Source organism: Haemophilus sp. HMSC066D02 (genome assembly GCF_001810545.1).
In the GTDB taxonomy this organism is placed as follows: Bacteria; Pseudomonadota; Gammaproteobacteria; order Enterobacterales; family Pasteurellaceae; genus Haemophilus_D.
In genome coordinates, this window is sequence record NZ_KV801808.1 from 42,042 (window position 1) to 65,960 (window position 23,919).

At 40.0% G+C, this 23,919-nt stretch carries 20 protein-coding genes; 9 read left to right on the top strand and 11 right to left on the bottom strand.

From position 1 onward, the window contains the following. Positions 1-34: 34 nt before the first annotated feature. Entirely contained in the window at positions 35-1,402 is a 1,368-nt protein-coding gene (gene pssA / locus HMPREF2750_RS05630; protein ID WP_070583003.1) for a CDP-diacylglycerol--serine O-phosphatidyltransferase, read from the bottom strand. Between the two features lie 149 nt (positions 1,403-1,551). Here pssA and HMPREF2750_RS05635 point away from each other — a divergent pair, with 149 nt between their 5' ends. Both HMPREF2750_RS05635 and gss read left to right on the top strand, forming a co-directional pair. Beyond that, positions 1,552-2,625, top strand: a complete 1,074-nt coding sequence (locus tag HMPREF2750_RS05635) for a tRNA/rRNA methyltransferase (RefSeq protein WP_070583004.1) — start codon at positions 1,552-1,554, stop codon at positions 2,623-2,625. Positions 2,626-2,793: 168 nt separating this feature from the next. After that, positions 2,794-4,683, top strand: coding sequence for a bifunctional glutathionylspermidine amidase/synthase (gene gss / locus HMPREF2750_RS05640; RefSeq protein ID WP_070583005.1), 1,890 nt, complete (start codon positions 2,794-2,796; stop codon positions 4,681-4,683). A gap of 51 nt (positions 4,684-4,734) precedes the next feature. Here the strand turns inward: gss and HMPREF2750_RS05645 are convergent, their stop codons facing one another. The 9 genes from HMPREF2750_RS05645 to trmB all read right to left on the bottom strand — a co-directional run bounded on the left by HMPREF2750_RS05645 (position 4,735) and on the right by trmB (position 12,451). Next, a complete protein-coding gene (locus HMPREF2750_RS05645; protein ID WP_070583006.1) occupies positions 4,735-5,373 on the bottom strand; it encodes a NapC/NirT family cytochrome c in 639 nt (212 codons plus the stop codon). Positions 5,374-5,384: 11 nt separating this feature from the next. Beyond that, positions 5,385-5,813, bottom strand: coding sequence for a nitrate reductase cytochrome c-type subunit (locus HMPREF2750_RS05650; protein ID WP_049367909.1), 429 nt, complete (start codon positions 5,811-5,813; stop codon positions 5,385-5,387). Positions 5,814-5,834: 21 nt separating this feature from the next. Continuing rightward, positions 5,835-6,725: a quinol dehydrogenase ferredoxin subunit NapH gene (gene napH, locus HMPREF2750_RS05655; protein ID WP_070583007.1), complete on the bottom strand. Its 891-nt coding sequence runs from the start codon at positions 6,723-6,725 to the stop codon at positions 5,835-5,837. Then, positions 6,725-7,630 (bottom strand): ferredoxin-type protein NapG, encoded by a 906-nt coding sequence (gene napG, locus HMPREF2750_RS05660; RefSeq protein WP_049384758.1) that lies wholly within the window; start codon positions 7,628-7,630, stop codon positions 6,725-6,727. The genes napH and napG overlap by 1 nt, the downstream gene beginning before the upstream one ends. Positions 7,631-7,746: 116 nt before the next feature. Then, complete coding sequence (napA, locus tag HMPREF2750_RS05665; RefSeq protein WP_070583008.1) at positions 7,747-10,233, bottom strand: nitrate reductase catalytic subunit NapA; 2,487 nt, start codon at positions 10,231-10,233, stop codon at positions 7,747-7,749. A gap of 63 nt (positions 10,234-10,296) precedes the next feature. Continuing rightward, positions 10,297-10,560, bottom strand: a complete 264-nt coding sequence (locus HMPREF2750_RS05670) for a chaperone NapD (RefSeq protein WP_005696801.1) — start codon at positions 10,558-10,560, stop codon at positions 10,297-10,299. After that, positions 10,547-11,089 (bottom strand): ferredoxin-type protein NapF, encoded by a 543-nt coding sequence (gene napF, locus HMPREF2750_RS05675; RefSeq protein WP_005696800.1) that lies wholly within the window; start codon positions 11,087-11,089, stop codon positions 10,547-10,549. Before napF ends, HMPREF2750_RS05670 begins: the two co-directional genes overlap by 14 nt. Before the next feature lie 222 nt (positions 11,090-11,311). Then, positions 11,312-11,653 (bottom strand): YggL family protein, encoded by a 342-nt coding sequence (locus HMPREF2750_RS05680; protein WP_005696799.1) that lies wholly within the window; start codon positions 11,651-11,653, stop codon positions 11,312-11,314. 51 nt (positions 11,654-11,704) lie between these two features. Next, positions 11,705-12,451, bottom strand: a complete 747-nt coding sequence (gene trmB, locus HMPREF2750_RS05685) for a tRNA (guanosine(46)-N7)-methyltransferase TrmB (protein ID WP_049384762.1) — start codon at positions 12,449-12,451, stop codon at positions 11,705-11,707. Positions 12,452-12,564: 113 nt separating this feature from the next. Here trmB and priA point away from each other — a divergent pair, with 113 nt between their 5' ends. From priA to HMPREF2750_RS05710, 5 genes are all read left to right on the top strand, one after another. Next, entirely contained in the window at positions 12,565-14,754 is a 2,190-nt protein-coding gene (priA, locus tag HMPREF2750_RS05690; protein WP_070583009.1) for a primosomal protein N', read from the top strand. 93 nt (positions 14,755-14,847) lie between these two features. Beyond that, the gene (gene ftsN, locus HMPREF2750_RS05695; protein WP_070583010.1) at positions 14,848-15,714 is read left to right on the top strand and encodes a cell division protein FtsN; all 867 of its coding nucleotides are present in this window, start codon (positions 14,848-14,850) and stop codon (positions 15,712-15,714) included. A 157-nt stretch (positions 15,715-15,871) separates the two neighbouring features. Continuing rightward, on the top strand, positions 15,872-16,450 hold the full coding sequence (locus tag HMPREF2750_RS05700) for a TetR/AcrR family transcriptional regulator (RefSeq protein WP_070583011.1): 579 nt from the start codon (positions 15,872-15,874) through the stop codon (positions 16,448-16,450). A gap of 30 nt (positions 16,451-16,480) precedes the next feature. Beyond that, positions 16,481-17,677, top strand: a complete 1,197-nt coding sequence (locus HMPREF2750_RS05705) for a multidrug efflux RND transporter periplasmic adaptor subunit AcrA (RefSeq protein WP_070583012.1) — start codon at positions 16,481-16,483, stop codon at positions 17,675-17,677. Between the two features lie 13 nt (positions 17,678-17,690). Beyond that, complete coding sequence (locus HMPREF2750_RS05710) at positions 17,691-20,795, top strand: multidrug efflux RND transporter permease subunit AcrB (RefSeq protein WP_070583013.1); 3,105 nt, start codon at positions 17,691-17,693, stop codon at positions 20,793-20,795. Between the two features lie 126 nt (positions 20,796-20,921). On the opposite strand, the gene HMPREF2750_RS05715 is transcribed toward HMPREF2750_RS05710, so the two are convergent. Beyond that, positions 20,922-21,701 (bottom strand): M48 family metallopeptidase, encoded by a 780-nt coding sequence (locus HMPREF2750_RS05715; RefSeq protein WP_070583014.1) that lies wholly within the window; start codon positions 21,699-21,701, stop codon positions 20,922-20,924. A 121-nt stretch (positions 21,702-21,822) separates the two neighbouring features. Here HMPREF2750_RS05715 and mtr point away from each other — a divergent pair, with 121 nt between their 5' ends. Together mtr and HMPREF2750_RS05725 are read left to right on the top strand one after the other, a co-directional pair. Then, positions 21,823-23,079 (top strand): tryptophan permease, encoded by a 1,257-nt coding sequence (mtr, locus tag HMPREF2750_RS05720; RefSeq protein WP_070583015.1) that lies wholly within the window; start codon positions 21,823-21,825, stop codon positions 23,077-23,079. Positions 23,080-23,144: 65 nt separating this feature from the next. Next, positions 23,145-23,918 (top strand): class I SAM-dependent methyltransferase, encoded by a 774-nt coding sequence (locus HMPREF2750_RS05725; RefSeq protein ID WP_070583016.1) that lies wholly within the window; start codon positions 23,145-23,147, stop codon positions 23,916-23,918. Position 23,919 lies beyond the last annotated feature (1 nt).

Sequence of the window (23,919 nt, forward strand, 5' to 3'; positions counted from 1 at the left end):
CAAGAAGCCGACATTTGTCGGCTTCTTTTTATGTTTATAAAATCATTTTGACTAATTTGTCTGCTTGAATCCGAGCAAATTTCTTCAACAGTTTTTGCACCGGTTCAGGATATTGCGTCAATTCTTCTAATTCAGAATAATCTTGCAATACTTTGGTATGTTGGCGGATGTGCGACAATTCTTGTTCCACTTGAGACAGAAGTTCTTGTTTTGGATCGTGGATTAATAATCCATTTTCCGCATCTAAACGCCATGCGCGCGGGTTTAAGTTGTTCCCCGTTAAAAGAATATACTGGTTGTCCACCCAAACACCTTTGAGGTGATAAGTGTTATCGCCATCTTTCCATAAACGCACCGTTAAATGGCCGTTTTTAATGTAAGTATCAAATTTTTCGCAGAAACGACGAAGATTGCTTTCATATAAATAAGGCAATGCACCTGCCATTTTAAATGGCTGCTCTGGTGAAATATAGAAATCGTTCGCGACTTTATCACCCACAATAATTTCGACACGTTTTCCTTGTTCTAATAAGCGTGCTAGCTTACTTCTTAACGTGCGAGGGAAGTTGAAATAAGGCGTACAAATCACCAGTTTTTCCTGCACTTGCAAGAATAAATCTTCGATAACTTGATTTAATTCATTGCCCGATGCACCTAAACCAAAAAGTGGTGAAATGCTTAAAACATCTGAAAAACCAACCGCACTTTCCAATTGATATTCCGCATGGGCAGATAAGTTTTTACGATAAGCTTTTATTGCACTGCGAATTTCTTTGGTGCGCGGGCGATTAGCCACATCTAATGGATGTACCGCACTGAAATCCAATAAATAATCATTGATGAAATTAACCATAGAGTCTGCCAATGCAGCATTATGGATTTTTTGATAGCGGTCGTAACGGTATTTATCTTGTTGTTGTAAATACACGTTATTGATGCTTGCGCCGCTATAAAGCACGGTATCGTCAAAGACAAAGCCTTTAATATGCAACACGCCGAAGACTTCACGGGTATTAATGGGCACACCGAAGAACATATTCGGTTCATCGGGAAGTTGATAGGTTTGGCGTTGTTCACAATACCAATCAGCGTTAGTAGCAGATTTTTCTGCACCGAGTAAATTGCGTTGTCCACGATGCCAATCCACTAAAATTTTCACATCCAATTCTGGATGATCTTGTTTTACGCGATAAATTTCATTGAGAATTTCTTGTCCCGCTTCATCTTTTTGCCAATAAAGTGCGGTCACGTAAATACGTTTTTTAGCTTGGCGAATTAATTCTATAATTTGTGCTTTGAATTCAAGCGGACTAAACAGAAACTCAACCTGTTCAGCCTGTAAAGGAAGAAAAGGCAAATTTTTTAAATTTTGTTCTGCTCGTTTAGCTTTATTGATTAACATAATCGATCTCTACACTAAAAATTAATGCTCTAGTTTACAATATTTCCTTTGTGGATTGATAGAAAAAAGGTTTTTTTTCGTTATAATGCTCACAAATTTTCGCATTTTTTGGCGAATTATTATCCAATTTTTCCTTCGAGAAGTAAATTATGAGCAATTCACGCAAACCATCATTCCAAACAAATTCCACCAAATCTTTTCAAGAGCGTAGCCCAAAACGTGCATTTAATGAAAAAGAACGTCGCTTTGATGATCGTCGTAATAATGAAAAACGTGAGGGAAATCGACCGCACTTTGATAAAAAAAAGGATGATCGTAAACCTTCTCGAGACTTCCAACAGCAAGAAGTGAGAGAACCAAAAATTGCTGAACTTTCATTAAATAAAGCCAATGGTGAAAGTGGCTCGGTAAAAGTAATGGTGAAAAGTACGGGCGTGAGTTATAAACCGAAAGAAAAGAAAACAGGCGCATTATCACCACGAGCACCGGAGAAAATTAAAAAGAACCGTGCTGAAGAAATGAAAGTGTATGGTGAAAATGCGTGCTTAGAATTGTTTGCTGAACGTCCAGAGAGCATTATTCGCGTATGGGCAACGGTGCAAATGGCGCATCGAATTGGTGAGATTTTCAGTTATTTAGCCGCAAATAAAAAAGTGTATCACGTGGTGGACAACGATGAGCTAAGTTTAGTCAGTGGTACCGAGCATCATGGTGGCATTTGTATGTTAGTGAAGAAACAACGTACTTTTTCTTTGCAAGGTTATTTAGATGTACCGCGTCAAGAAGACTGCTTAGTGGTGCTAGATCAAGTCAATAATGCGCAAAACCTAGGTGGCGTTGTGCGTACTTGCGCCTTCTACGGTATTAAAAATGTGGTGACAAATCAAGTTGAACAGCTTTATGCGCCTGCTGCGATGCGTGTAGCTGAAGGCGGGATGGAACATATTCGTATTTTAGAAACAGAAAGTACGGAAATTGCGTTAGAGGCTTTACGCAAGGCTGGCTATCAGATTATTCATGTATCAACCAATAAACAAGGGATTGCGTTGGAACAACTCAAGTTTGCAGAGAAAGTTGCGTTAGTATTGAGTGAAGGTAGTACGGATGATATTCGTGATAAACAAGATGTGAATGTGCGTCTTTCTTTAAGTAATCCATTAAAAGCAGGATTAAATATTGCGGTAAATACTGGGATTTTACTAGCACATTGGTATGTGAAATAACCTAAAGTGCGGTCATTTTTACACTTATTTTTAAGGCTGGCAGATGTCAGCCTTTTTCTTTTTTAATGATGACTTACTCAATTTTTCATCTTTCTTTCATAAAGTTTTTGGGGAAAGTTGGACAAAAGATCTATACTATTCCGAGTAGTTATTTAACAGGGAGTTTTTATGCCTGAACGTTCAGCCAATATTAGTACACATGATCCTTTCGGAAGTTTATTAGGTTATGCACCGGGTGGGATTGCGATTTATTCATCAGATTATCATACAGCCGATGAGAAAGAGTATCCGGATGATGCTGCCTTTCGCAGTTATTTAGGAAGAGAGTACATGGGCTACAAATGGCAGTGTGTGGAGTTTGCACGTCGCTATCTCTATCTCAACCATGGCATGGTATTTACTGATGTAGGAATGGCTTACGAGATCTTTTCTTTACGATTTTTACGTCAAGTGGTGAATGATGCCTTATTACCTTTACAAGCCTTTGCAAATGGTTGTAAACGTAAGCCTGAAGCAGGTGCATTGTTAATTTGGCAGGAGGGCGGTGAATTTAAGCATACGGGGCATGTGGCGATCATTACCGAGGTATTAGAAGATAAAATTCGCATTGCCGAGCAAAACGTGATTCACTCTCGCTTACCAAGTGGGCAGCAATGGACGCGTGAATTACCGATGACGGTTTCCGAAAGTGGTTATTTTCTGCATGATACCTTTGATGATACAGAAATTTTAGGTTGGATGATCCAAACAGAAGATACCGAATACAGTCTGCCGCGGCCAACACCAGAAAAAGAGAAACTTGAGATTCATGCTGAACATATAGAAAACAATGGTCAGTTTGAGCATAAATGGCTGAATGAGCAAAACGAATTTGAAGCGGCATATGTGAAAGCAATGGGTGGGCATAAAGTCAGCCATTCGGATCAATATCGCTATTTTACGATATCTGAAACAGCACAACATGAGTTAATTCGTGCAACCAATGAATTGCATTTAATGTATTTGCATGCCACAGATAAAGTCTTAAAAGACGATAAGTTATTAGAATATTTTAATATTCCAAAATTATTATGGCCTCGCTTACGTTTATCTTGGCAAAATCGCCGTTATCAAACCATTACAGGGCGTTTAGATTTCTGTATGGATAGTCGTGGATTGAAAGTGTATGAATACAACGCAGATTCAGCCTCTTGTCATGCGGAAGCCGGTGAGTTTATGAATCGATGGGCGATTCAAGGCGGATTGAATATTGGTGAAAATCCTGCTGATGGCTTACGTAATGCGTTAGCAGATTGCTGGAAACATAGTGAAGCGACGCCGCTTGTTCATATTATGCAAGATCATGACGATGAAGAAGATTACCACTCATTGTTTATGCGTAACGCATTGGTCCAAGCCGGATTTAAAGCCAAAATCATTCATGGCACAGAGGGATTACATTGGGATAGTCGTGGTCGTTTAATTGATGATGAAGATAACCAAGTAAAAACCGTATGGAAAACGTGGGCCTGGGAAACCATGTTGGAGCAGCTTCGTGAAGATGCGACAGGCATGGAAGTGGCACCACCAATTCGTACAGGCTACCCAGAAGATAAAGTGCGGTTAATTGACGTGTTACTTCGTCCGGAAGTCTTAGTTTACGAGCCACTTTGGACTGCTATTCCAAGTAATAAAGCGATCTTACCTGTATTATGGTCATTATTCCCGAATCATCGGTATTTACTTGAAGCAGGATTTGAACTGACACCAGAGTTGGTTAAAAATGGTTATGCACAAAAACCAATTGCAGGCCGTCGAGGTGATAATGTGAAGCTCATTGGTGAGTGTAAATCTGTACTCGATAGCACAGATGGTCGTTTTGATAAGCAGGAAAGTATTTATCAGCAGCTTTGGTGTTTACCAAAAGTAGAAGACCAATATGTTCAGGTCTGTACTTTCACTGTAGGGGGGCATTATGGTGGTAGCTGCTTACGCTCAGACCCGAGTTTGGTCATTATGGGAAATAGCGATATGCAACCGTTAAGGGTATTATCTGATAAAGATTTCCTTAAGAAATAAAAACAAAATCGGCACTCAAAATGAGTGCCGATTTATTATTTCGCTGCAAAATTATTTAGCATCTTTGTTATCAGCTGGTTTTTCATTTGCTTTTAACATATCCGCTGGAATAAAGCTTTGTTGTACTTTTTCCATGTGTGGAAGGTTATGCGCAATACCTTTGTGACAATCGATACAGGTTTTGTTTTGTTCCTGTGCAAGTGCGTGCATTTGTTGTGCCACAGTTTTTTGTTGAGTAAAGTCCATATCATTGAAGTTATGGCAGTTACGGCACTCTTGTGAGTTATTCGCTTTCATACGCGCCCATTCGCGTTCTGCCATTTCTAAACGATGTTTTTCGAATTTTTCTTTAGTATCTACTTTACCTGTAAAGTATGCATAAACTTCAGTCGATGCCTGCATTTTACGAACCATTTTTGGAATGAATTCATGTGGAACGTGACAGTCTGAACAAATTGCTTTCACACCTGAACGGTTGCTAAAGTGAACTGAATCTTGGTACTCAGGTACAACGTCATTAGTGTGACAGTCTGAACAGAATTGCTCTGTATTGGTTGTCGCCATTCCTGCGTTAAACAGGTTAGTTCCAACGATAGTACCAATGATAGTTAATAAAATAACTCCACCAATTGCCATTTTGCTCGGAGAGCGTAACCAACGGCAAACTTTCTGAATGCTTGATTTAATCATGGTTTAGCTCCTTATTTACCTTGCATTTGACGAATGGTTTCAAATTTATTTTGAATAATTGGATTCACGTCAGTTTGTTGAACGTGGCATTGTAAACAGAAATAACGACGTGGCGAAGTGCCTTCTGTTTTTTGTCCGTCACGTGTTAAGAAATGGCTTTCAGGTACGCGAGGTGCACCCGTTGTTGGGGCAACCTCTGGAGAGTGACAGCCTAAACATTGGTTAACATTTTTCGTCACTTGTAAACCACGAATGCTGTGTGGAACAAGTGGTGGTTGGTTAGGGAAAGTTACAGGAATATTACCAACATCTTTATAAGGATTCGTAAATGCTGGTGCAACACTTTCTGCTGTTTTATCAATGCTGTTTGCAACTTGCGGCGCATCGGCAAATGCCAATCCACTACATAAAGCTAGCATGAAAATAAATGATTTTTTCATGAAATCCACTCCATTAAATAATTAAATATTTTTAATTTTTATTTGTTTCTCAAAGCGAGAGCCAAATGTAAATACATTTTCTGCGCAGACATCAATACAGCGTCCACAAGTAATACAATCTTTTGCCAATATAATTTGGCTATCTTCCGGTCCACCGTGTAAAGGAAGTCTTAATACTTGCGGTTCTGGGCAAACATTATAACAGTCCATACAACGGTCACAGCGATCGCGATCGACTACATTAATTTTAATCAGGCTTTTAGCACCAATGACTCCATATATCGCACCAATTGGACAAAGGTGACCACACCAGCCATGCTCAGCAACAAGTAAGTCAAATAAAAAGATGACTGTGACCAACCAAAGGGTTGCACCTGTTCCAAAGACAAAGATACGTCCAAGTGCCGCAACAGGGTTTATCCACTCCCATAAAAGCGTCCCCGTTATTGCACTACCAACTAAAATCACGGCTAAAATCACATAGCGAAGTTGACGTGAAATTTTTAATGATTGTCGAATACCTAATTTTCTACGTAACCAAGCAGCTGCATCAGTCACAATGTTCATTGGACAAACCCAACTACAAAAGGCTTTACTCGCAACGATAGCGTAGAATATAACAATAACCAAGGCGCCAATAATCGTTGTAATTTCAGGTAAATAACCTGTCGCTAAACTTTCAGCGGTAATCAATGGATCTGTCAATGGCACAGTATCCAAAAGCATGCTTGAGCTGTAATTGCCTTTTAGAATCCAAACTTGCCAAATCGGACCGCTTAAGAACATTAAAATAATACTTAATTGACTGATTCGACGTAGAATTAAAAAGCGATAAGCATGCCACCAACCGAGTTTTTGGCGAGCTTCTAAGCCTGCATCTTTAGGCTTATTCGGGGTATATTTTTCAGCCATTATTTAACCCCCTTAATGTTTAAGTCCAGATTTGGGAATTGCTCTGCTTCCGGAACTGTTGTTGGATTTGGTACATAATCCATTGTTGCACGGTTTGGTGTTGCAACTTTTTGGTTCGGTTGAACTTGCATTGGCTGATAAACCGGCTCATGTGAGCCTTCCGGCATACGAGCATCCATTGCTGGACGTAAGCCATCTGGATGTTGCTCCTCAATTAAGGATTTTCCGGCGTTTTGTTTTTCTTTCCAGCCTAAGCGATAGTGGCGACCGAGTAGTCCTTTGGCGATATCCATCGGCAAGACTTTAATTGCCGCTTCTTCTAATACACAAGCTTGTTCGCATTTACCGCATCCGGTGCAAGCATCAGAGTGAACAGTTGGAATAAGCTTTGCATGAATTCCCGTACGATCATTGTGGATACGTTCAAGTGTAATCGCTTTATCTACTAATGGACAAACGCGGTAACACACATCACAACGCAACCCCTGCCAGTTAAGACAAGTTTCATGGTCTAGCAATACTGCTAACCCCATTCTCGCATCATTGATATCTTTGAGTTCTTTACTTAATGCACCACTTGGACAAGCATTCATGCATGGAATATCCGGACACATTTCGCAAGGTTTATCCCGAGCGATAAAATAAGGTGTGCCAGCCTCCATTGGTGAAATCAGCGAAGCTAAATGCAACATATCATATGGACAGGCTTGGACGCATTGTCCGCAACGGGTACAAGCTGCCAAGAAATCCTTTTCCGGTAAAGCGCCAGGTGGACGCAAGGCGATTCCTTCTTTAGCTTTAGCTTGTTGTTGCTGTAAGCCAAGAATAATACCAACCCCACATACTCCGGCAGCCGTTCTTGTCACATTTTTTAAAAACTGACGACGGTTAGGATCAAGTCTCATCTGCGTTTCCTTTTATAAGCGGCCCGATTTTGTAAAAATGCTGCAAAATTTGACCGCTCTTATTTTAAATTCCCTTCTCATTAAAGAGAGGAGCGACTAGAAACGAAAGGAAAATCCTACGCTTTTTCCACTTTAACCGCACATTTTTTGAAGTCGGTTTCGCCTGAAATTGGATCGGTTGCATCCAATGTTAATTTGTTAGCAAGCTGACCAGCATCAAAGAAGGTGGTGTAAATTAAGCCCTGAGGACATTTGTTACGACCACGGGTATCTAAGTAAGAAACCATTTCACCACGACGTGTAATTAATTTCACTTTATCCCCATGACGTAAGCCATATTTTTTCGCATCCGCTGGGTGCATCCAAACTAAGTTATTCGGGAACGCACGGTGTAGTTCAGGTACACGACGAGTCATGGTACCGGTATGCCAGTGTTCAAGTACACGACCAGTACATAACCATAATGGATATTCTTCATCTGGTGATTCTGCCGGGTCTTCATAAGGCACACCTAAGATAATTGCTTTTTTATCCGGATAACCGTAGAACGCAACATCTTCGCCTGCTTTAACGTACGGGTCAAAGCCTTCACGGTAACGCCATAAGGTTTCTTTACCGTCAACAACCGGCCAACGTAAACCACGTACTTGGTGGTAAGTATCAAATGGTGCTAAGTCATGGCCATGACCACGACCAAAGCTTGCGTATTCTTCGAATAAGCCTTTTTGTAGGTAGTAACCAAAGTGATCTGCTTCATCATTGATGTATCCTGGAACATCCGTTGGTACTTTATATTTGTTTACTTCACCATTCTCGTAAAGTACTTCATATAAAGTCTTACCACGATATTCTGGCATTTGAGCTAATAATTCTTCGCCCCATACTTCATCTGTTTTGAAGTATTTAGAGAATTCCACAATTTGCCATAAGTCAGAACGAGACTCACCAGGACCTTTCACTTGTTGACGCCATAATTGGGTACGACGTTCTGCGTTACCATAGCCCCCTTCTTTTTCTACCCACATACAAGTAGGGAGAATTAGGTCTGCTGCAACTGCAGAAACGGATGGGTAAGGGTCTGAAACAACGATGAAGTTTTCAGGGTTACGCCAACCAGGGAAAATTTCGTCGTTAATGTTTGGACCACCTTGCATGTTGTTGGTACAAAGTTGCCATAAGAAGTTTAATTTACCATCTTTTAATGCACGGCTTTGTTGTACAGCTGCGTATCCAGGTACAGTTGGAATGGTACCTTTTGGTAATTTCCATTTTTTCTCTGTAATTTCAACGTGTTTCGGATTGGTTACCACCATGTCTGCTGGTAAACGGTGAACGAAAGTACCTACTTCACGTGCGGTACCACAAGCTGAAGGTTGACCAGTTAATGAGAACGGACCACAACCTGGTTTAGAAATTTTACCGGTTAATAAGTGTACGTTATAGGTCATGTGGTTAACCCATACACCACGAGTGTGTTGGTTAGAGCCCATTGTCCAGTAAGAAACTAAGTTCTGTTCTGGATCCGCGTACATTTTCGCGAGGGTTTCAAGCTGATCTTTTGGTACACCAGAAATACGGTGTGCTTCATCTAATGTATAAGGTGCAACGATTTTCTTGAATTCTTCGAAGTCAGAATCGTGCATTTTACCTGCGGTTTTACGGTTTTTCGCTGCAACTTCAAGTGGGTGTTCTGGGCGTAAACCATAACCAATATCGGTTTCACCACGTTTGAATTTAGTGTGTTTATTAACGAAGTCCCAGTTTACTTTATCGTTTTGGATAATGTAGTTTGCGATGTAGTTAAGGATTGCAAGGTCTGAATGTGGATTAAACACGATAGGCACATCAGCTAATTCAAACGAACGGTGTTCGAATGTTGACATAACCACCACTTTCACATTATCAGAAGAAAGACGACGGTCAGAAATACGAGACCATAAAATTGGGTGCATTTCCGCCATGTTTGAACCCCAAAGCACAAATGCATCGGTTTTCTCGATATCGTTATAGCAACCCATTGGTTCATCCATACCGAATGTACGCATAAACGCAACCGCTGCAGACGCCATACAGTGACGAGCATTCGGGTCGATAGTATTAGAACGGAAACCAGCTTTCCAAAGTTTTACTTTTGCGTAACCTTCGTAGATGGTTGTTTGACCGGAAGAGAACATCCCAACAGCATTTGGTTCTTTTTTCTTCAAGATGTCTTTGATTTTTTCCGCCATGATAGTGAAAGCTTGATCCCAAGAAACAGGTGTAAAGTCACCTTCTTTATGGAATTTACCATCTTTCATACGTAATAACGGAGTTTGTACACGGTCTGCACCGTACATGATTTTAGAAAGGAAGTAACCTTTGATACAGTTTAAACCACGGTTTACCTCTGCATCTGGGTCACCTTGAGTTGCGACAACTCGACCATCTTTGGTTCCTACCAATACGCTACATCCTGTACCACAGAAACGACATGGCGCTTTATCCCATTTGATGCCCATATCTTCTGCCGCATCAACCTGTTTAACAGGGATGGTCATACCGGCAGCCGCTGCTGCTGCAAGCGCAGCATTGGCTTTCATAAAATCTCTACGATTAAGTTCCATAGTTTTCCCCACTCGTTGTTGAATTTTTTAGAATATACAAAATGGCATGTATACCTAAATTATTTATTTTTCATCTAAGTAATTCGAAATTAAAGAAACGACAATTACTCCTGGGATATCTTTAATTTCATCCATAAGATCTGCTAACGCTAATTGACGATTACTTTCAAGAGTGACCACCAATTTGCCTTCATCAGACTTCTCGCCATGAATTTCAGCCGTTGGAATCGCTAAAATGGCTTCTTTGACTTGGTTAAGTTTTTCTGGTCTGGCTTGCACAACAATACTGCATACATACCAGTTTTCATTTTCGCTAAATTGATTCATCTGTATTTGTTTCAAAATTAATAATTTTTATTGCTTTTGTCGGGCAAACACTTAAACAAGCGCCACACCCATTACAGCTTGCTAAATCTAACATTGGTTTTGCTACACCACCAAGTTGTAATCGAAAACGGATGGCGTTCATCGGACAACTGTCTTGGCAACTTCGACATTCCACCCGATTTTCTGTTAGACATTGCGTTGTAATCTCAACTTTATGTGTCCAAGGTTCTTCTTCTAATGAACGAAAAATCGGTTGTTCACAGACTAAAACACATTTTTGGCAGAACGTGCATTCGCCCTTGTCAAATTGTATTTCAGGAAAGCCACCATCACCTTTTACAATAATTTGGGTTTCACATACCAGTATGCAATCACCACAGCGGGTACATTTATCCGTAAAGTCTGCTTCGTTAATTGACCAAGGTGGACGTATAGCATTAATACCTTGAATTTTAGCGCTTTCAGAATGTAACGATTGCAAAAACTGCCCACGTAATAACTGTCTGCGAGAAGGGTTCTCAATCGCCATATTTTTCTTTAAAGTTCGGTATTTTCAAGGGGAGCATTATCTAGCTCCGATAACAAAATAGTAACTACCTAAAAGGAGTAATTTTTAAGAAATATACACTTTTCTTGAGGTAGATCAAGGATATTTTGAAAGGAAATTAGGGATGTAAATAAATTGTTAAAATATAAGTGAAAATGATTATTAAATAGGGCGGATAATCCGCCCTGAAGTATGCTTAAAATATTATGCGTTTTTTGTTGGGTAATCCCACCAAATATCGAATAATTCACTGATTTCGATTTGTTGCAATTTATTCTCTTCTAACCATTTTTGTACTAATTGGCGATGGCTTTCATCACATTTGCCAATTTTTTCTAAGCAAACTAAGCCTTCCCAATGTAAATAGCCGCTACCTTCATAAGCTAAGCCGTTTGGTTGAATCACTTCAGCAATAAAACGATCAACGGTTTCATCGATAGTTTCGATGCTGGTTCCTTCAGCAAATTGCCAATTCACTAAAAAGCCTAATTCTTGGAATTCAGCTAAGTGAAGTTTTTTACGTTGACGTTGATTACGAGTTTTCATTTTCAATGTTCTCCTATGTTAAGGTAATGGGTATAGTCATCATCTCGATGATTATTTTTTCTTAAAGTATAAATCCCACACGCCGTGACCTAAGCGATGACCGCGCGCCTCAAATTTTGTAAGAGGGCGGAAATCAGGACGTGGAATATAATCTTGTTCGGCAGTATTGACTAAATTTTCATTGGCTGAAAGCACTTCGAGCATTTGTTCCGCATAGTTTTCCCAGTCCGTTGCCATATGAATAAAGCCATTGGGTTGTAATTTTTTGACGACTTGCTCCACAAAGTGCGGTTGAACAATGCGGCGTTTATGATGTTTCGCTTTGTGCCAAGGGTCTGGGAAGAAAAGCTGTAAACCGCCCAATTCACCGTCTTTCACACAATCACGTAAAATTTCAGTGGCATCATGACAAATCACGCGAAGGTTTTTCACGCCTTTTTCTACCGCATAAGCAATACAGGCACCCACACCAGGTGTGTGCACTTCAATACCGAGATAATTTTTATCAGGATTCGCTTTAGCCATATCCACTAAAGATTTCCCCATCCCGAAGCCAATTTCTAATATAATGGGATTCGTATTGCCATAAATCGCGGTAAAATCAAAAGGGGCGTTTTGATAATCTAATCCAAGATCAGCCCAGTGATCGTTCATCATATTTTTTTGAAAATCACTTAAGCGACCTGTTCGCAACACAAAGCTACGAACTTTACGTTTATAACGACCATCTTCTGTAAATTCAGCCGTTTCAACGGTTTTACGTTTTTGATCAGCAAAGGTTTTTTGCTCTTCTGTCATGGTTTTTATTCGCTCAATTAAAATTGGCGGCGATTATACACTAAAAGGCAAGGTTGTGGGATTTTTCCACCTAATTCCCGTATAATAGCGAAAATTTTTAATTGTTTTTTGTTATGAATATTGTCCGAGTTTCATTAGCCGTACCGCTCCCCCGATTTTTTGATTATCTCTATTCACCTGACTTGACACCAATCGTTGGTGGACGAGTGTTGGTACCTTTTGGTTCGCAAAAACGAGTAGGGATCGTGGTGGATTTGCCCGCTTCTTCGGATGTAGCAAAAGAAAAGTTAAAACCGATTATTGATGTGCTTGATGCTGAATCACTTTTTAATTCCACAACTTGGGATTGGTTAGCTTGGTCGGCTAATTATTATCGTGCAGCATTAGGCGATGTGTTGTTTCAAGCGTTGCCAGTAAAACTTCGTAATGGAGAAAGTGCGGTTAAAAATGACCGCACTTTTTGGCATATAACAGAGCTTGGAAAACAAGCGTTTGAATCAGGCGAATTAAAACGTGCCAAAAAACAAATTGAAGCCTTAAATTTATTGCTAACGCAAGATCTAGAAAAAGGTAATAATGAGATCAGTTCCGCAATTTGGTCAGCCCTTAAAGGCAAAGATTATGTGGAAGAGATTATTGTGCCTACTGAACAAAAAAGTTGGCAGCAAGCTTTAGGGGATAATTCTTTAGTTAATCTTGATAATCGATTGACCTTAAACAAGCAACAAGCCCTTGCATTTAGCCAGTTGCTTTTCCAAGAAGGCTTTAATGTGTGGTTGTTAGAGGGCGTGACTGGTTCAGGTAAAACTGAAATTTACCTACAATACATTGAAGAAGTCTTAAAGAAAGGCAAACAGGTTTTAGTGCTTGTTCCTGAAATTGGGCTTACCCCTCAGACCGTGAGACGGTTCGAAGCTCGCTTCAATGTAGAAATTGATGTATTGCATTCCAACTTGAATGATACACAGCGCTTAAATGTTTGGGAGCGAGCAAGAACAGGACAGAGTGCAATCGTAATTGGCACGAGATCGGCGCTTTTCACCCAGTTTTCAGATCTTGGCTTAATCATTTTAGATGAGGAACATGACGGCTCGTTTAAACAGCAAGATGGTTGGCGTTATCATGCGAGAGATTTAGGTATTGTTTTAGCGCAAAAACTCAATATTCCTATCTTATTAGGTTCTGCCACACCAAGTTTAGAAAGTGTAAATAACGTACAAAATGGTAAATATCATCATTTGGTGCTATCAAAAAGGGCTGGAAATGCGACCGCACTTCGCCAGTTTGTGATTGATTTAAAACATCAACGAATTCAAAACGGCTTATCCGAGCCGCTATTGAAACGTATGCAAGAACACTTAGAAAAAGGCAACCAAGTATTGTTATTCCTTAATCGACGTGGATTTGCGCCTGTGTTGTTATGTCATGAATGTGGCTGGATTGATGAATGTCATCATTGCGAAAAACCTTATACTTATCACCAACATCAGTGTGTTTTACGCTGCCATCATTGTGGCGCACAAAAAACAGTGCCGATGCAATGTGGTCATTGTGGTTCAACGCATTTAGTCACAACGGGGTTAGGCACTGAACAACTGGAGGAAACCCTAAAAGCACGTTTCCCGCAATATAATATTGCTCGAATCGATCGTGATAGCACAGCACGAAAAGGCAAGCTTGAAGGTTATTTAGAGGATATTCAGCAAGGTAAAAGTCAGATTTTAATTGGCACCCAAATGTTAGCCAAAGGACACCATTTTCCTAATGTCACTTTGGTTGCTTTAGTGAATGTAGATAATGCCTTATTTTCCCTTGATTTCAGAGCCGAAGAACGTTTAGCGCAGCTTTATGTACAAGTTGCAGGGCGCTCAGGCAGAGCCGAAAAACAGGGTGAAGTGGTTTTGCAGACACATTATCCGGATCATCCTTTATTAACTACCTTGCTTGAAAAGGGCTATCAAGCCTTTGCAGAAGAAACCTTGAAGCTACGCCATAATATGGGCTTGCCTCCGTTTAGTTTCCAAGCGTTGTTTAAAGCACAATGTCGTCATTCTGAAGAGGCGGAAAATGCATTGTCGCAATTAGCCTCTTTCTTCTATGAACAAAAAATAGAAGGGTTGCAAGTGTTGGGGCCGATTCCTGCACCGTTCAGCAAAAAAGCGGGGCAATATCGTTGGCAGTTGCTATTACAGCACGCTTCTCGGAAACAATTACAGGCGGCATTAAGTCGATATTCGCCAGAGCTGATAAAGTCTTCTCAAGTGCGGTTAATTTTAGACGTGGATCCATTGGATTTGAGTTAGCAAAAATTCCCTAGAAAAATGCACAGTTTTTCAGTAGAATTAAGCGTTTTTTATACTCTAAGTTTAATTTATCGAATATTTTAGGATTTTATCGTGGCTCATCGAGATTTTGCCGGTCGAAGCGGCTCAAAAAATAATAAAAAGAAAGCAAAGAAACGTTTTAATCGTAATACCTTAATTGGTCTTGCGTTGGTGGCGGTATTAGGTTTTGGTTTAGGGCTTTACTTCTTAAAAAGTAAAACGCCTGAACCTGTCGTGACAACAACGGTTCAACCGGAAAAACCGCAACCAAAAAGTGTACTACCAAATCGCCCAGAAGAAGTGTGGCACTATATTAAAGAATTAGAAACTCGTACGGTGCCGGTGGATAATAATCCTTCTTCTGTTGAAAAAAATATGCGTTTGACGGAAGAACAGCGTCAAGTGCTTATTCAAATGGAAAAAGATCAAAAGGCAGCAGAAGAAGCGAAAAAATTAGAAGCTCAACGTAAAGAGCAAGAAGCAGCGAATGCAGAAAAAGTCGCGGCTCAAGCACAGCAAACTCAACCAGCACAGACAGCTCAAACCCAGCCAGCTCAGCAAACAGCAAAACCAGAAGCGAAAAAGCCTGAGCCAGTTAAAAAGCCTGAACCACCGAAAAAAGCAGAAGTGGTGAAAGCAGAACCTGTAAAAACAGAGCCGGCTAAAACCGAGCAACCAAAAAAAGCAGAACCAAAACTAGCTGAACAACAAGTACAGGCTGGTGGTAAAAAATTTGGTTTACAATGTGGTGCATTTAAAAATCGCGCACAAGCAGAAAGCTTACAAGGTCGTCTTGCGATGGCTGGTGTGAATGCTCAAATTGCAACTAGTGAAGAATGGAACCGTGTACGCGTGGGACCATTTGGTAGTCGAGATGCCGCAACAGCAGCACAAGATAAAGCAAAATCAGTGGCGAGTTGCGTTGTGATTGGAATGTAATTCAGAATTTAAAAGTGCGGTTAAAAATAACCGCACTTTTTTTATATTTACCCCTTGCCAAAAAACGAAAAATCAATAAAATGAACGTTCATTCATTTTTGATATTCATCTTAAATGACCTTTCTTATATATAACCCTAAGAATTTAATTTTTTATTATGCGACAAGTAAAAGCCTCTAAAACGAAGCTTGATGTCAGTGAGCAGATCTTTGATGCAACAGATCGGCTTATGGCAAAAGAAGGATTACATCATCTTTCTATGCATAAGTTAGCCAAGGAAGCAGGCATTGCAGCAGGTACGATTTATCTTTATTTTAAGAGTAAAGATGAGTTATTAGCAAAATTTGCCCATCGAGTGTTTAATAAGTTTGTAGTATCGATTGAAGAAGGTTTTGATGAAAACCAATCTTTTTTCGAGCAATATAGAAAAATGTGGTGGAATATTTGGCATTTTCTTCAAGAAAATCCCACAATTTTGTCAAATATGAATCAATATCAATCGTTGCCGGAATTTATTGAAATCTTCAAAACATTGGAGAATTCATGCTGGAAGCGATTTTGTATAAAAGGACAAGCTGCAAATGTGTTAGCTGATTTAGATCCTCATATGTTATTTTTGCTGAGTCTAGATACTGCAATAGTTTTAGCCTCAGATAACAAATTTCTCGGTATAGCGGTTACCGATGTGGTATTAGAATCTGTCATTGAACGCTCTTGGCGTGCAATTCAGAAGTAGTAATTTTATTGTCTTAATGGAGTTTTCCAAATGAGTATAACTCAAACTAATAGACCAAAGCGTTCACACGTTTTCTTTTTGAAATTAGCGTTAGGCGTATTTGTGTTAATTTTTGCCGCAATGATTTTCCTTAATCAAATGAAGGCAAAAGGCATTGCTGATTTCTTGGCAAATAAACCAGAAACAGCCTCTCCTGTGACTGCAATGACAGTTAAGGCTTCAGAATGGACGCCAATCATTGAAACGACAGGTATTGTTCGTCCGAATCAAGGGGCGATGTTAAGCGCTCAAAGTGCAGGAACCGTGTCTAAAGTGCTCGTGCAAAATGGACAGAGCGTGAAAAAAGGGGATTTGTTAGTTGAGTTAGATAGCTCAGTTGAGCGTGCAAGCTTACAAGCCGCACAAGCTCAGGTGGTGTCATTGCGTCAAACTTATCAACGTTATGCAAACCTTGCGGGCAGCGGGGCTGTTTCTCGTCAAGAATTAGATAATGCAAAAGCAGCTTATGAAGCACAAGCGGCAAATATTGAGTCATTAAAAGCAACAATTGAGCGTCGCCAAATCGTGGCACCATTTGATGGTAAAGCCGGTATCGTGAAAGTGAATGTTGGTCAATATGTTTCAAACGGTACTGAAATTGTGCGTGTGGAAGATCGTTCTTCTATGAAAGTGGATTTTGCGATTGCTCAAAACCTATTAGATAAATTGCATATTGGTCAAAAAGTAACGGCTACGGCAGATGCGCGTAAAGGTGAAACTTTTGCCGCGAAGGTTACTGCAATTGAGCCAGCAATTAATTCTTCAACGGGTTTAGTTGATGTTCAAGCAACATTTGAGACAGAAGATGGTGCAAAATTATTATCCGGTATGTTTACTCGCTTAAATGTTGCTTTACCAACTGAGCATAATCAAATTGTTGTGCCACAAGTGGCAGTGAGCTACAACATGTATGGTGAATCGCTTTATATTTTGACCGCACTTTCTGATGAAGATATTGAGAAATTAGGCGGCGCAGAAAAAGCGGCAAATATGTACCGTGCAAAATCAATCACTGTGTTTACGAAAGATCGTCAAGGCATTTATGCACAATTAAAAGGCGATGAAGTCAAAGTGGGCGATAAAATTGTGACTGGCGGTCAGCAAAACTTAAGTAACGGCTCATTAGTGTCTGTTGCAGATAAAGTGGGCGTAGGTACTGAGCAACCTGCGAATAAAACGAATCTTTAATTAGGAAAAGCGAATGAAATTTACCGATATATTTATTCGTCGTCCTGTTTTGGCGCTTTCGATTAGCTTGTTAATCATTATTTTAGGATTACAAGCGATCTCGAAATTGGCTGTGCGCGAATATCCGAAAATGACCACGACGGTGATTACGGTGACCACAGTATATCCAGGGGCGGATGCAAACTTAATTCAAGCGTTTGTTACTTCCAAAATTGAAGAGGCGGTAGCGCAAGCAGATAATGTAGACTATATGTCTTCAAGCTCTAGCCCAAGTACGTCAACTGTCACCGTAAAAATGAAATTAAATACGGATCCAAATGCGGCCTTGGCAGACGTGTTAGCCAAAGTTAACTCGGTTCGTTCTGAATTGCCAAGTGGTATTGAAGATCCAACGATTTCTTCATCAACCGGTGGTTCGGGGATTATGTATATTAGTTTCCGTTCTAACAAACTCGATGCAAGCCAAGTAACAGACTATATTCAACGTGTAGTAAAACCACAATTCTTTACCGTAGAAGGGGTGGCAAGTGTAGATATTTTTGGTGCATCAGAGTACGCTCTTCGTGTTTGGTTAGACCCAGAAAAAATGGCGGCTCAAAACCTTTCTGCCACACAAGTGATGTCCGCATTATCAGCGAATAACGTTCAAACAGCAGCAGGTAATGATAATGGCTATTTTGTAACCTATAAAAACAAAGTAGAAACCACGACAAAATCGGTTGAAGAATTAGGTAACTTAATTGTGACGTCTAACGGTGATAAGTTAGTACGTTTACGCGATATCGCTGATATTGAGTTAAATAAATCAAGCGATAGCTCACGTGCGGTAGCCAATGGCGCAGATTCTGTTGTATTAGCGATTAACCCAACCTCGTCAGCAAACCCATTAACGGTAGCGGCGAAAGTACGTCCGCTATATGACAGTATTAAAAATAATCTACCGGATGCTATTGAATCTGACATCTTATATGACCGTACAATTGCGATTAATAACTCAATTAATGAAGTAATCAAAACGATTGTTGAGGCAACGATAATCGTGTTGGTGGTGATTACCATGTTTATTGGTTCATTCCGCGCGATTTTAATCCCGGTTATCACTATTCCGATTTCATTAATTGGGGTAATCATGTTGCTTCAATCATTTGATTTCTCAATTAACTTGATGACTTTGCTAGCATTGATTCTAGCCATCGGTTTGGTGGTGGATGATGCGATTGTGGTATTGGAAAACGTAGACCGCCACATTAAGTTAGGTGAAACGCCATTCCGTGCGGCGATTATAGGTACGCGTGAAATTGCCGTTCCGGTTATTTCCATGACCATTGCCTTGATTGCAGTATATTCTCCAATGGCGTTAATGGGCGGTATTACGGGTACGTTGTTTAAAGAGTTTGCTTTAACCCTTGCTGGAGCAGTATTTATTTCCGGTATCGTAGCATTAACGCTTTCACCAATGATGACGAGTAAATTGCTGAAATCCAACGAGGCTCCAAGTAAATTGGAACAACGAGTAGAGCATACCCTTAGTAAAGTGAATTCGGCTTATGCGTATGTTCTTGATTTGGTGATGGTAAACCGTAAATGTATGTTGATGTTTGCGGCAATCATCTTTGCCACCTTACCCGTGTTGTTTAAATCACTTTCAAGTGAATTAACACCTACAGAAGATAAAGGGGCATTTATAGCAGTCGGTTCTGCACCTTCTAACGTAAACATAGATTACGTGCAAAATGCGATGACACCTTATCAAGAGATTTTAACCAATACGCCAGAAGTACAGTTTGCGATGACGATTGCAGGGGCACCAAGCTCTAACCAATCTTTAAACGTTGTGACTTTAAAAGATTGGAAAGAACGCTCAAAAAGCCAAACAGCTATCATGAATGAGTTGAATGAAAAAGCAAAATCCATTCCTGAAGTGTCTGTACAAGGCTTTGCGTTCCCAGAAATTGATACAGGAGAGCAAGGTCCTCCAATTGGTTTTGTGATCAGCACATCACAAGACTACGGTGATTTAGCAAATGTGGCGGGTAAATTCTTAGAGGATATGCGGAAATCCAGTAAGTTTGTTTATACCAATCTCGATCTTAAATTTGATACTGCTCAAATGCGTATTAAGATTGACCGTGAAAAAGCAGGAACTTACGGTATTACGATGCAACAAATCAGCCGTACTTTAGGTAGTTTCTTATCTGCCGCAACCATTGAACGTGTAGATATTGACGGTCGTGCTTATAAAATCATTTCCCAAGTAAAACGTGACAATCGTTTATCACCGGAAAGTTTTAATAAGTATTACGTCACTGCGGCAAATGGTACCTCTGTGCCATTAAGCAGCTTGGTGACAGCTACATTGGAACCGCAACCAAGTACATTGCCTCGTTTCAGTCAGTTAAACTCTGCGGTGATTAGTGCTGTACCGATGCCTGGGACTTCAATTGGTGATGCAATCCAATGGTTGCAAGACAATGCGAAAAATACCTTACCGCAAGGTTATAACTATGACTTTAAAAGTGAAGCGCGTCAGTTAGTACAAGAAGGTAATGCACTTGCTGTAACGTTCTTACTTGCGGTAGTGATTATTTTCTTAGTCTTGGCGATTCAGTTTGAATCAATTCGCGACCCAATTGTGATTATGATTTCTGTTCCGTTAGCAGTGAGTGGCGCATTGTTAGCCTTAAATGCCTTCGGATTTATTGGCATTGCAGGGACAACGCTAAATATCTACTCACAGGTTGGTTTGATTACCTTAGTTGGTCTTATCACGAAACATGGTATTTTAATGTGTGAAGTAGCGAAAGAAGAGCAGTTAAATCATGGTAAAACACGTATTGAAGCCATTACTGAAGCGGCTAAAGTACGTTTACGTCCAATTCTGATGACAACGGCTGCGATGATTGCCGGTCTTGTACCGTTGCTTTATGCAACAGGGGCTGGTGCGGTATCTCGTTTCAGTATCGGTATTGTTATCGTGGCTGGTTTAGCAATTGGTACATTGTTTACCTTATTTGTGTTGCCTGTGATTTATTCTTACATCGCGAGCGAACACAAACCATTGCCGGAGTTCGATGAAAATGTGAAACCCATTGAAGGTCACATTAACGAACAACATTAATTAAACATGGCATAAAATAAACCGCACCTTGATTTTTCAAGTGCGGTTTTCTTTTCAGTATAAAAAAAGCGAACATGATGTTCGCTTTTTATTTGTAAAGTGCGGTCAATTTTTTGACTGTTTTATTTAGCCATTTTTATTTTTTGCCGCTTTATAAAGTTCCATCGCTTCTGGTAATAAGCGTTGTAAGTTTTCTTGACGAGATTCATCACTCGGGTGAGTAGAAGCTAACACATCAAGTGCGCCTTTAGAACCACCAGAGGCTTTAGCCATTTTTTGCCATAAACCAGGTGCGACTTGTGGATTGTAGCCTGAGCGAGCCATTAACATGAGACCCACTTCATCGGCTTCAGTTTCTGCACTACGAGAGTAAGGCTTATCTAACGCAAAGTCTTTCGTCAGTGTGACTAAATCTGTCATATCTGCCCCGACTACGGCAGATAATGCTGTTCCACCAACTGCACCTGCAATAGCGCTTATCGTACCGAAGTTAGCTTTAGCTTTACCGTGTTCTTTTAATGCGTGTGCCATTTCATGACCCATTACAACCGCGATTTCATTATCGTTTAGTTGTAAAGTATCCACTAAACCTGTGTAGAAAGCCATTTTCCCTCCCGGCATAGCCCAAGCATTGAGCTCTTTAGATTTAATGACATTGATTTGCCAATTAAACTCCAAGCCTGTTTCATTTTCTTGGTTTGCATAAGGCACCATTTTGTTAAAGACATGATGAATACGTCTTGCAGTATTTGATGTAGTATCAATCGCACCTTGTGAGCGAATTTTCCCCATTTCTTGTGTATAGCTGCTTGCTGCCTCTTGATTAATTGAAGCAGAATCCGCACAAGACGTGATAACCGCCCCTGCTAATACAGCAAAAGCAAAACTTTTGAGTTGTTTTTTCATAAATTATCCTTTTGTTGAGATGGCTGATTATATGAATTTATTGCGTTTTGTCGATACAAAAAGATTGTCTTTTAAATTTGTACTACTATAATAGTGCAAATTTTTATTTTAGGACTTTACTATGACAATAAAAAAATCTCCTTCTTTATTAGGCGGCGCCATGATTATTGCCGGTACCGCGATTGGTGCTGGCATGCTCGCTAACCCAACCTCAACGGCCGGTGTATGGTTTATCGGCTCTATTTTGGCCTTGGTTTACACCTGGTTTTGTATGACTACATCAGGTTTGATGATTTTAGAAGCTAACTTACATTATCCTACCGGCTCAAGCTTTGACACCATAGTGAAAGATTTGTTAGGAAAAGGTTGGAATATTATCAACGGCCTTTCTGTGGCTTTTGTTTTGTATATTTTGACTTATGCTTATATCACGTCTGGTGGCGGTATTACACAAAACTTGCTCAATCAAGCCTTTGGTTCTGCTGAAAGTGCGGTCGATATTGGACGTACTTCTGGATCCTTAATTTTCTGTTTTATTCTTGCAGCTTTCGTATGGCTTTCTACTAAAGCTGTGGATCGTTTCACAACGGTATTGATTGTTGGAATGGTAGTTGCTTTCTTCCTTTCTACTGCAGGTTTATTGAGCTCTGTGAAAACAGAGGTGTTATTCAATAGCATTGCAGAAGGTGAGCAAACTTATTTACCTTATTTATTGACCGCACTTCCTGTTTGCTTAGTGTCTTTTGGTTTCCACGGAAATGTACCTAGTCTCGTAAAATATTACGATCGCGATGGTAGTCGTGTAATGAAATCGATCTTTATCGGTACGGGCTTAGCCTTAGTGATTTACATCTTATGGCAGCTTGCGGTGCAAGGTAATTTACCGCGTACCGAGTTTGCTCCGGTGATTGCAAAAGGTGGCGATGTATCAGCATTATTAGAAGCGTTACACAAATACATTGAAGTAGAATACATTGCCGTTGTGTTGAATTTCTTTGCTTATATGGCTATTGCGACTTCATTCTTAGGGGTGACTTTAGGGTTATTTGATTATATTGCTGATTTATTTAAATTTGATGACAGCTTATTAGGCAGAACCAAAACCACATTGGTGACATTCTTACCGCCACTATTGTTAAGTTTACAATTCCCTTATGGCTTTGTGATCGCTATTGGTTATGCCGGATTAGCTGCAACCATTTGGGCAGCAATCGTACCAGCACTGCTTGCTAAAGCCAGTCGTCAAAAATTCCCAAATGCGACTTATAAAGTCTATGGTGGTAATTTTATGATTGGCTTTGTGATCTTATTCGGTGTGTTAAATATTGTGGCACAAGTAGGCGCAAACTTAGGATGGTTTGCAAGTTTCGCAGGATAAGTTTTCACGTTAATATAGTAGGGGCGTATCAAATACGCCCTTTTTAATTTTGCATAGGAAATGAGATGAATAACAAAACGAGTGTTTACGATAAAGAAAACTTCTTTGCGCTTTATCAAAAACTTCGATCTAATCCCATCAGTCTCAATGAAATAGTGGAAAAGCCAACGATGCTTTCCCTATTACCTGATTTACAAGGGAAAAAATTACTCGATCTAGGCTGTGGAACGGGCGGACATTTGCAACTCTATCTAGAACGCGATGCGGAGAGAGTAGTGGGAACAGATCTTTCAGTTAAAATGCTCGAACAAGCCGAAAAAGATTTACAAAAGTGCGGTCAATTTTCTGGATGTTTTTCGTTATATCCACTACCGATGGAAAAATTGTCAGAATTGCCAGAAAGTGATTTTGATGTTATTACCAGCTCTTTTGCTTTTCACTATATTGAAGATTTTCCTGCTTTATTAGCTTCTATTGCCAACAAACTTAAGCCTAATGGTACATTAGTTTTTTCCCAAGAGCATCCGATTACCACTTGCCATAAAGAAGGGGAGCGCTGGGAAAAAAATGAGAAAAAGCAGCAAGTCGCTTATCGTTTAAATCATTACCGTGATGAAGGGCTAAGAGAGCGGAATTGGTTTCAACAACCTTTTAAAACCTATCACCGTACGACGGCAACGATTATTAATGATTTAATTGCTGCAGGTTTTCAAATTGAACAAATGGCTGAACCCATGTTAGCCGAGCAGCCACAATGGCATGATGAATTTAAAGATTTGCGGCATCGTCCCCCTTTATTGTTTATTAAAGCAAGAAAAGTAATAAATTTGACAAAATAAA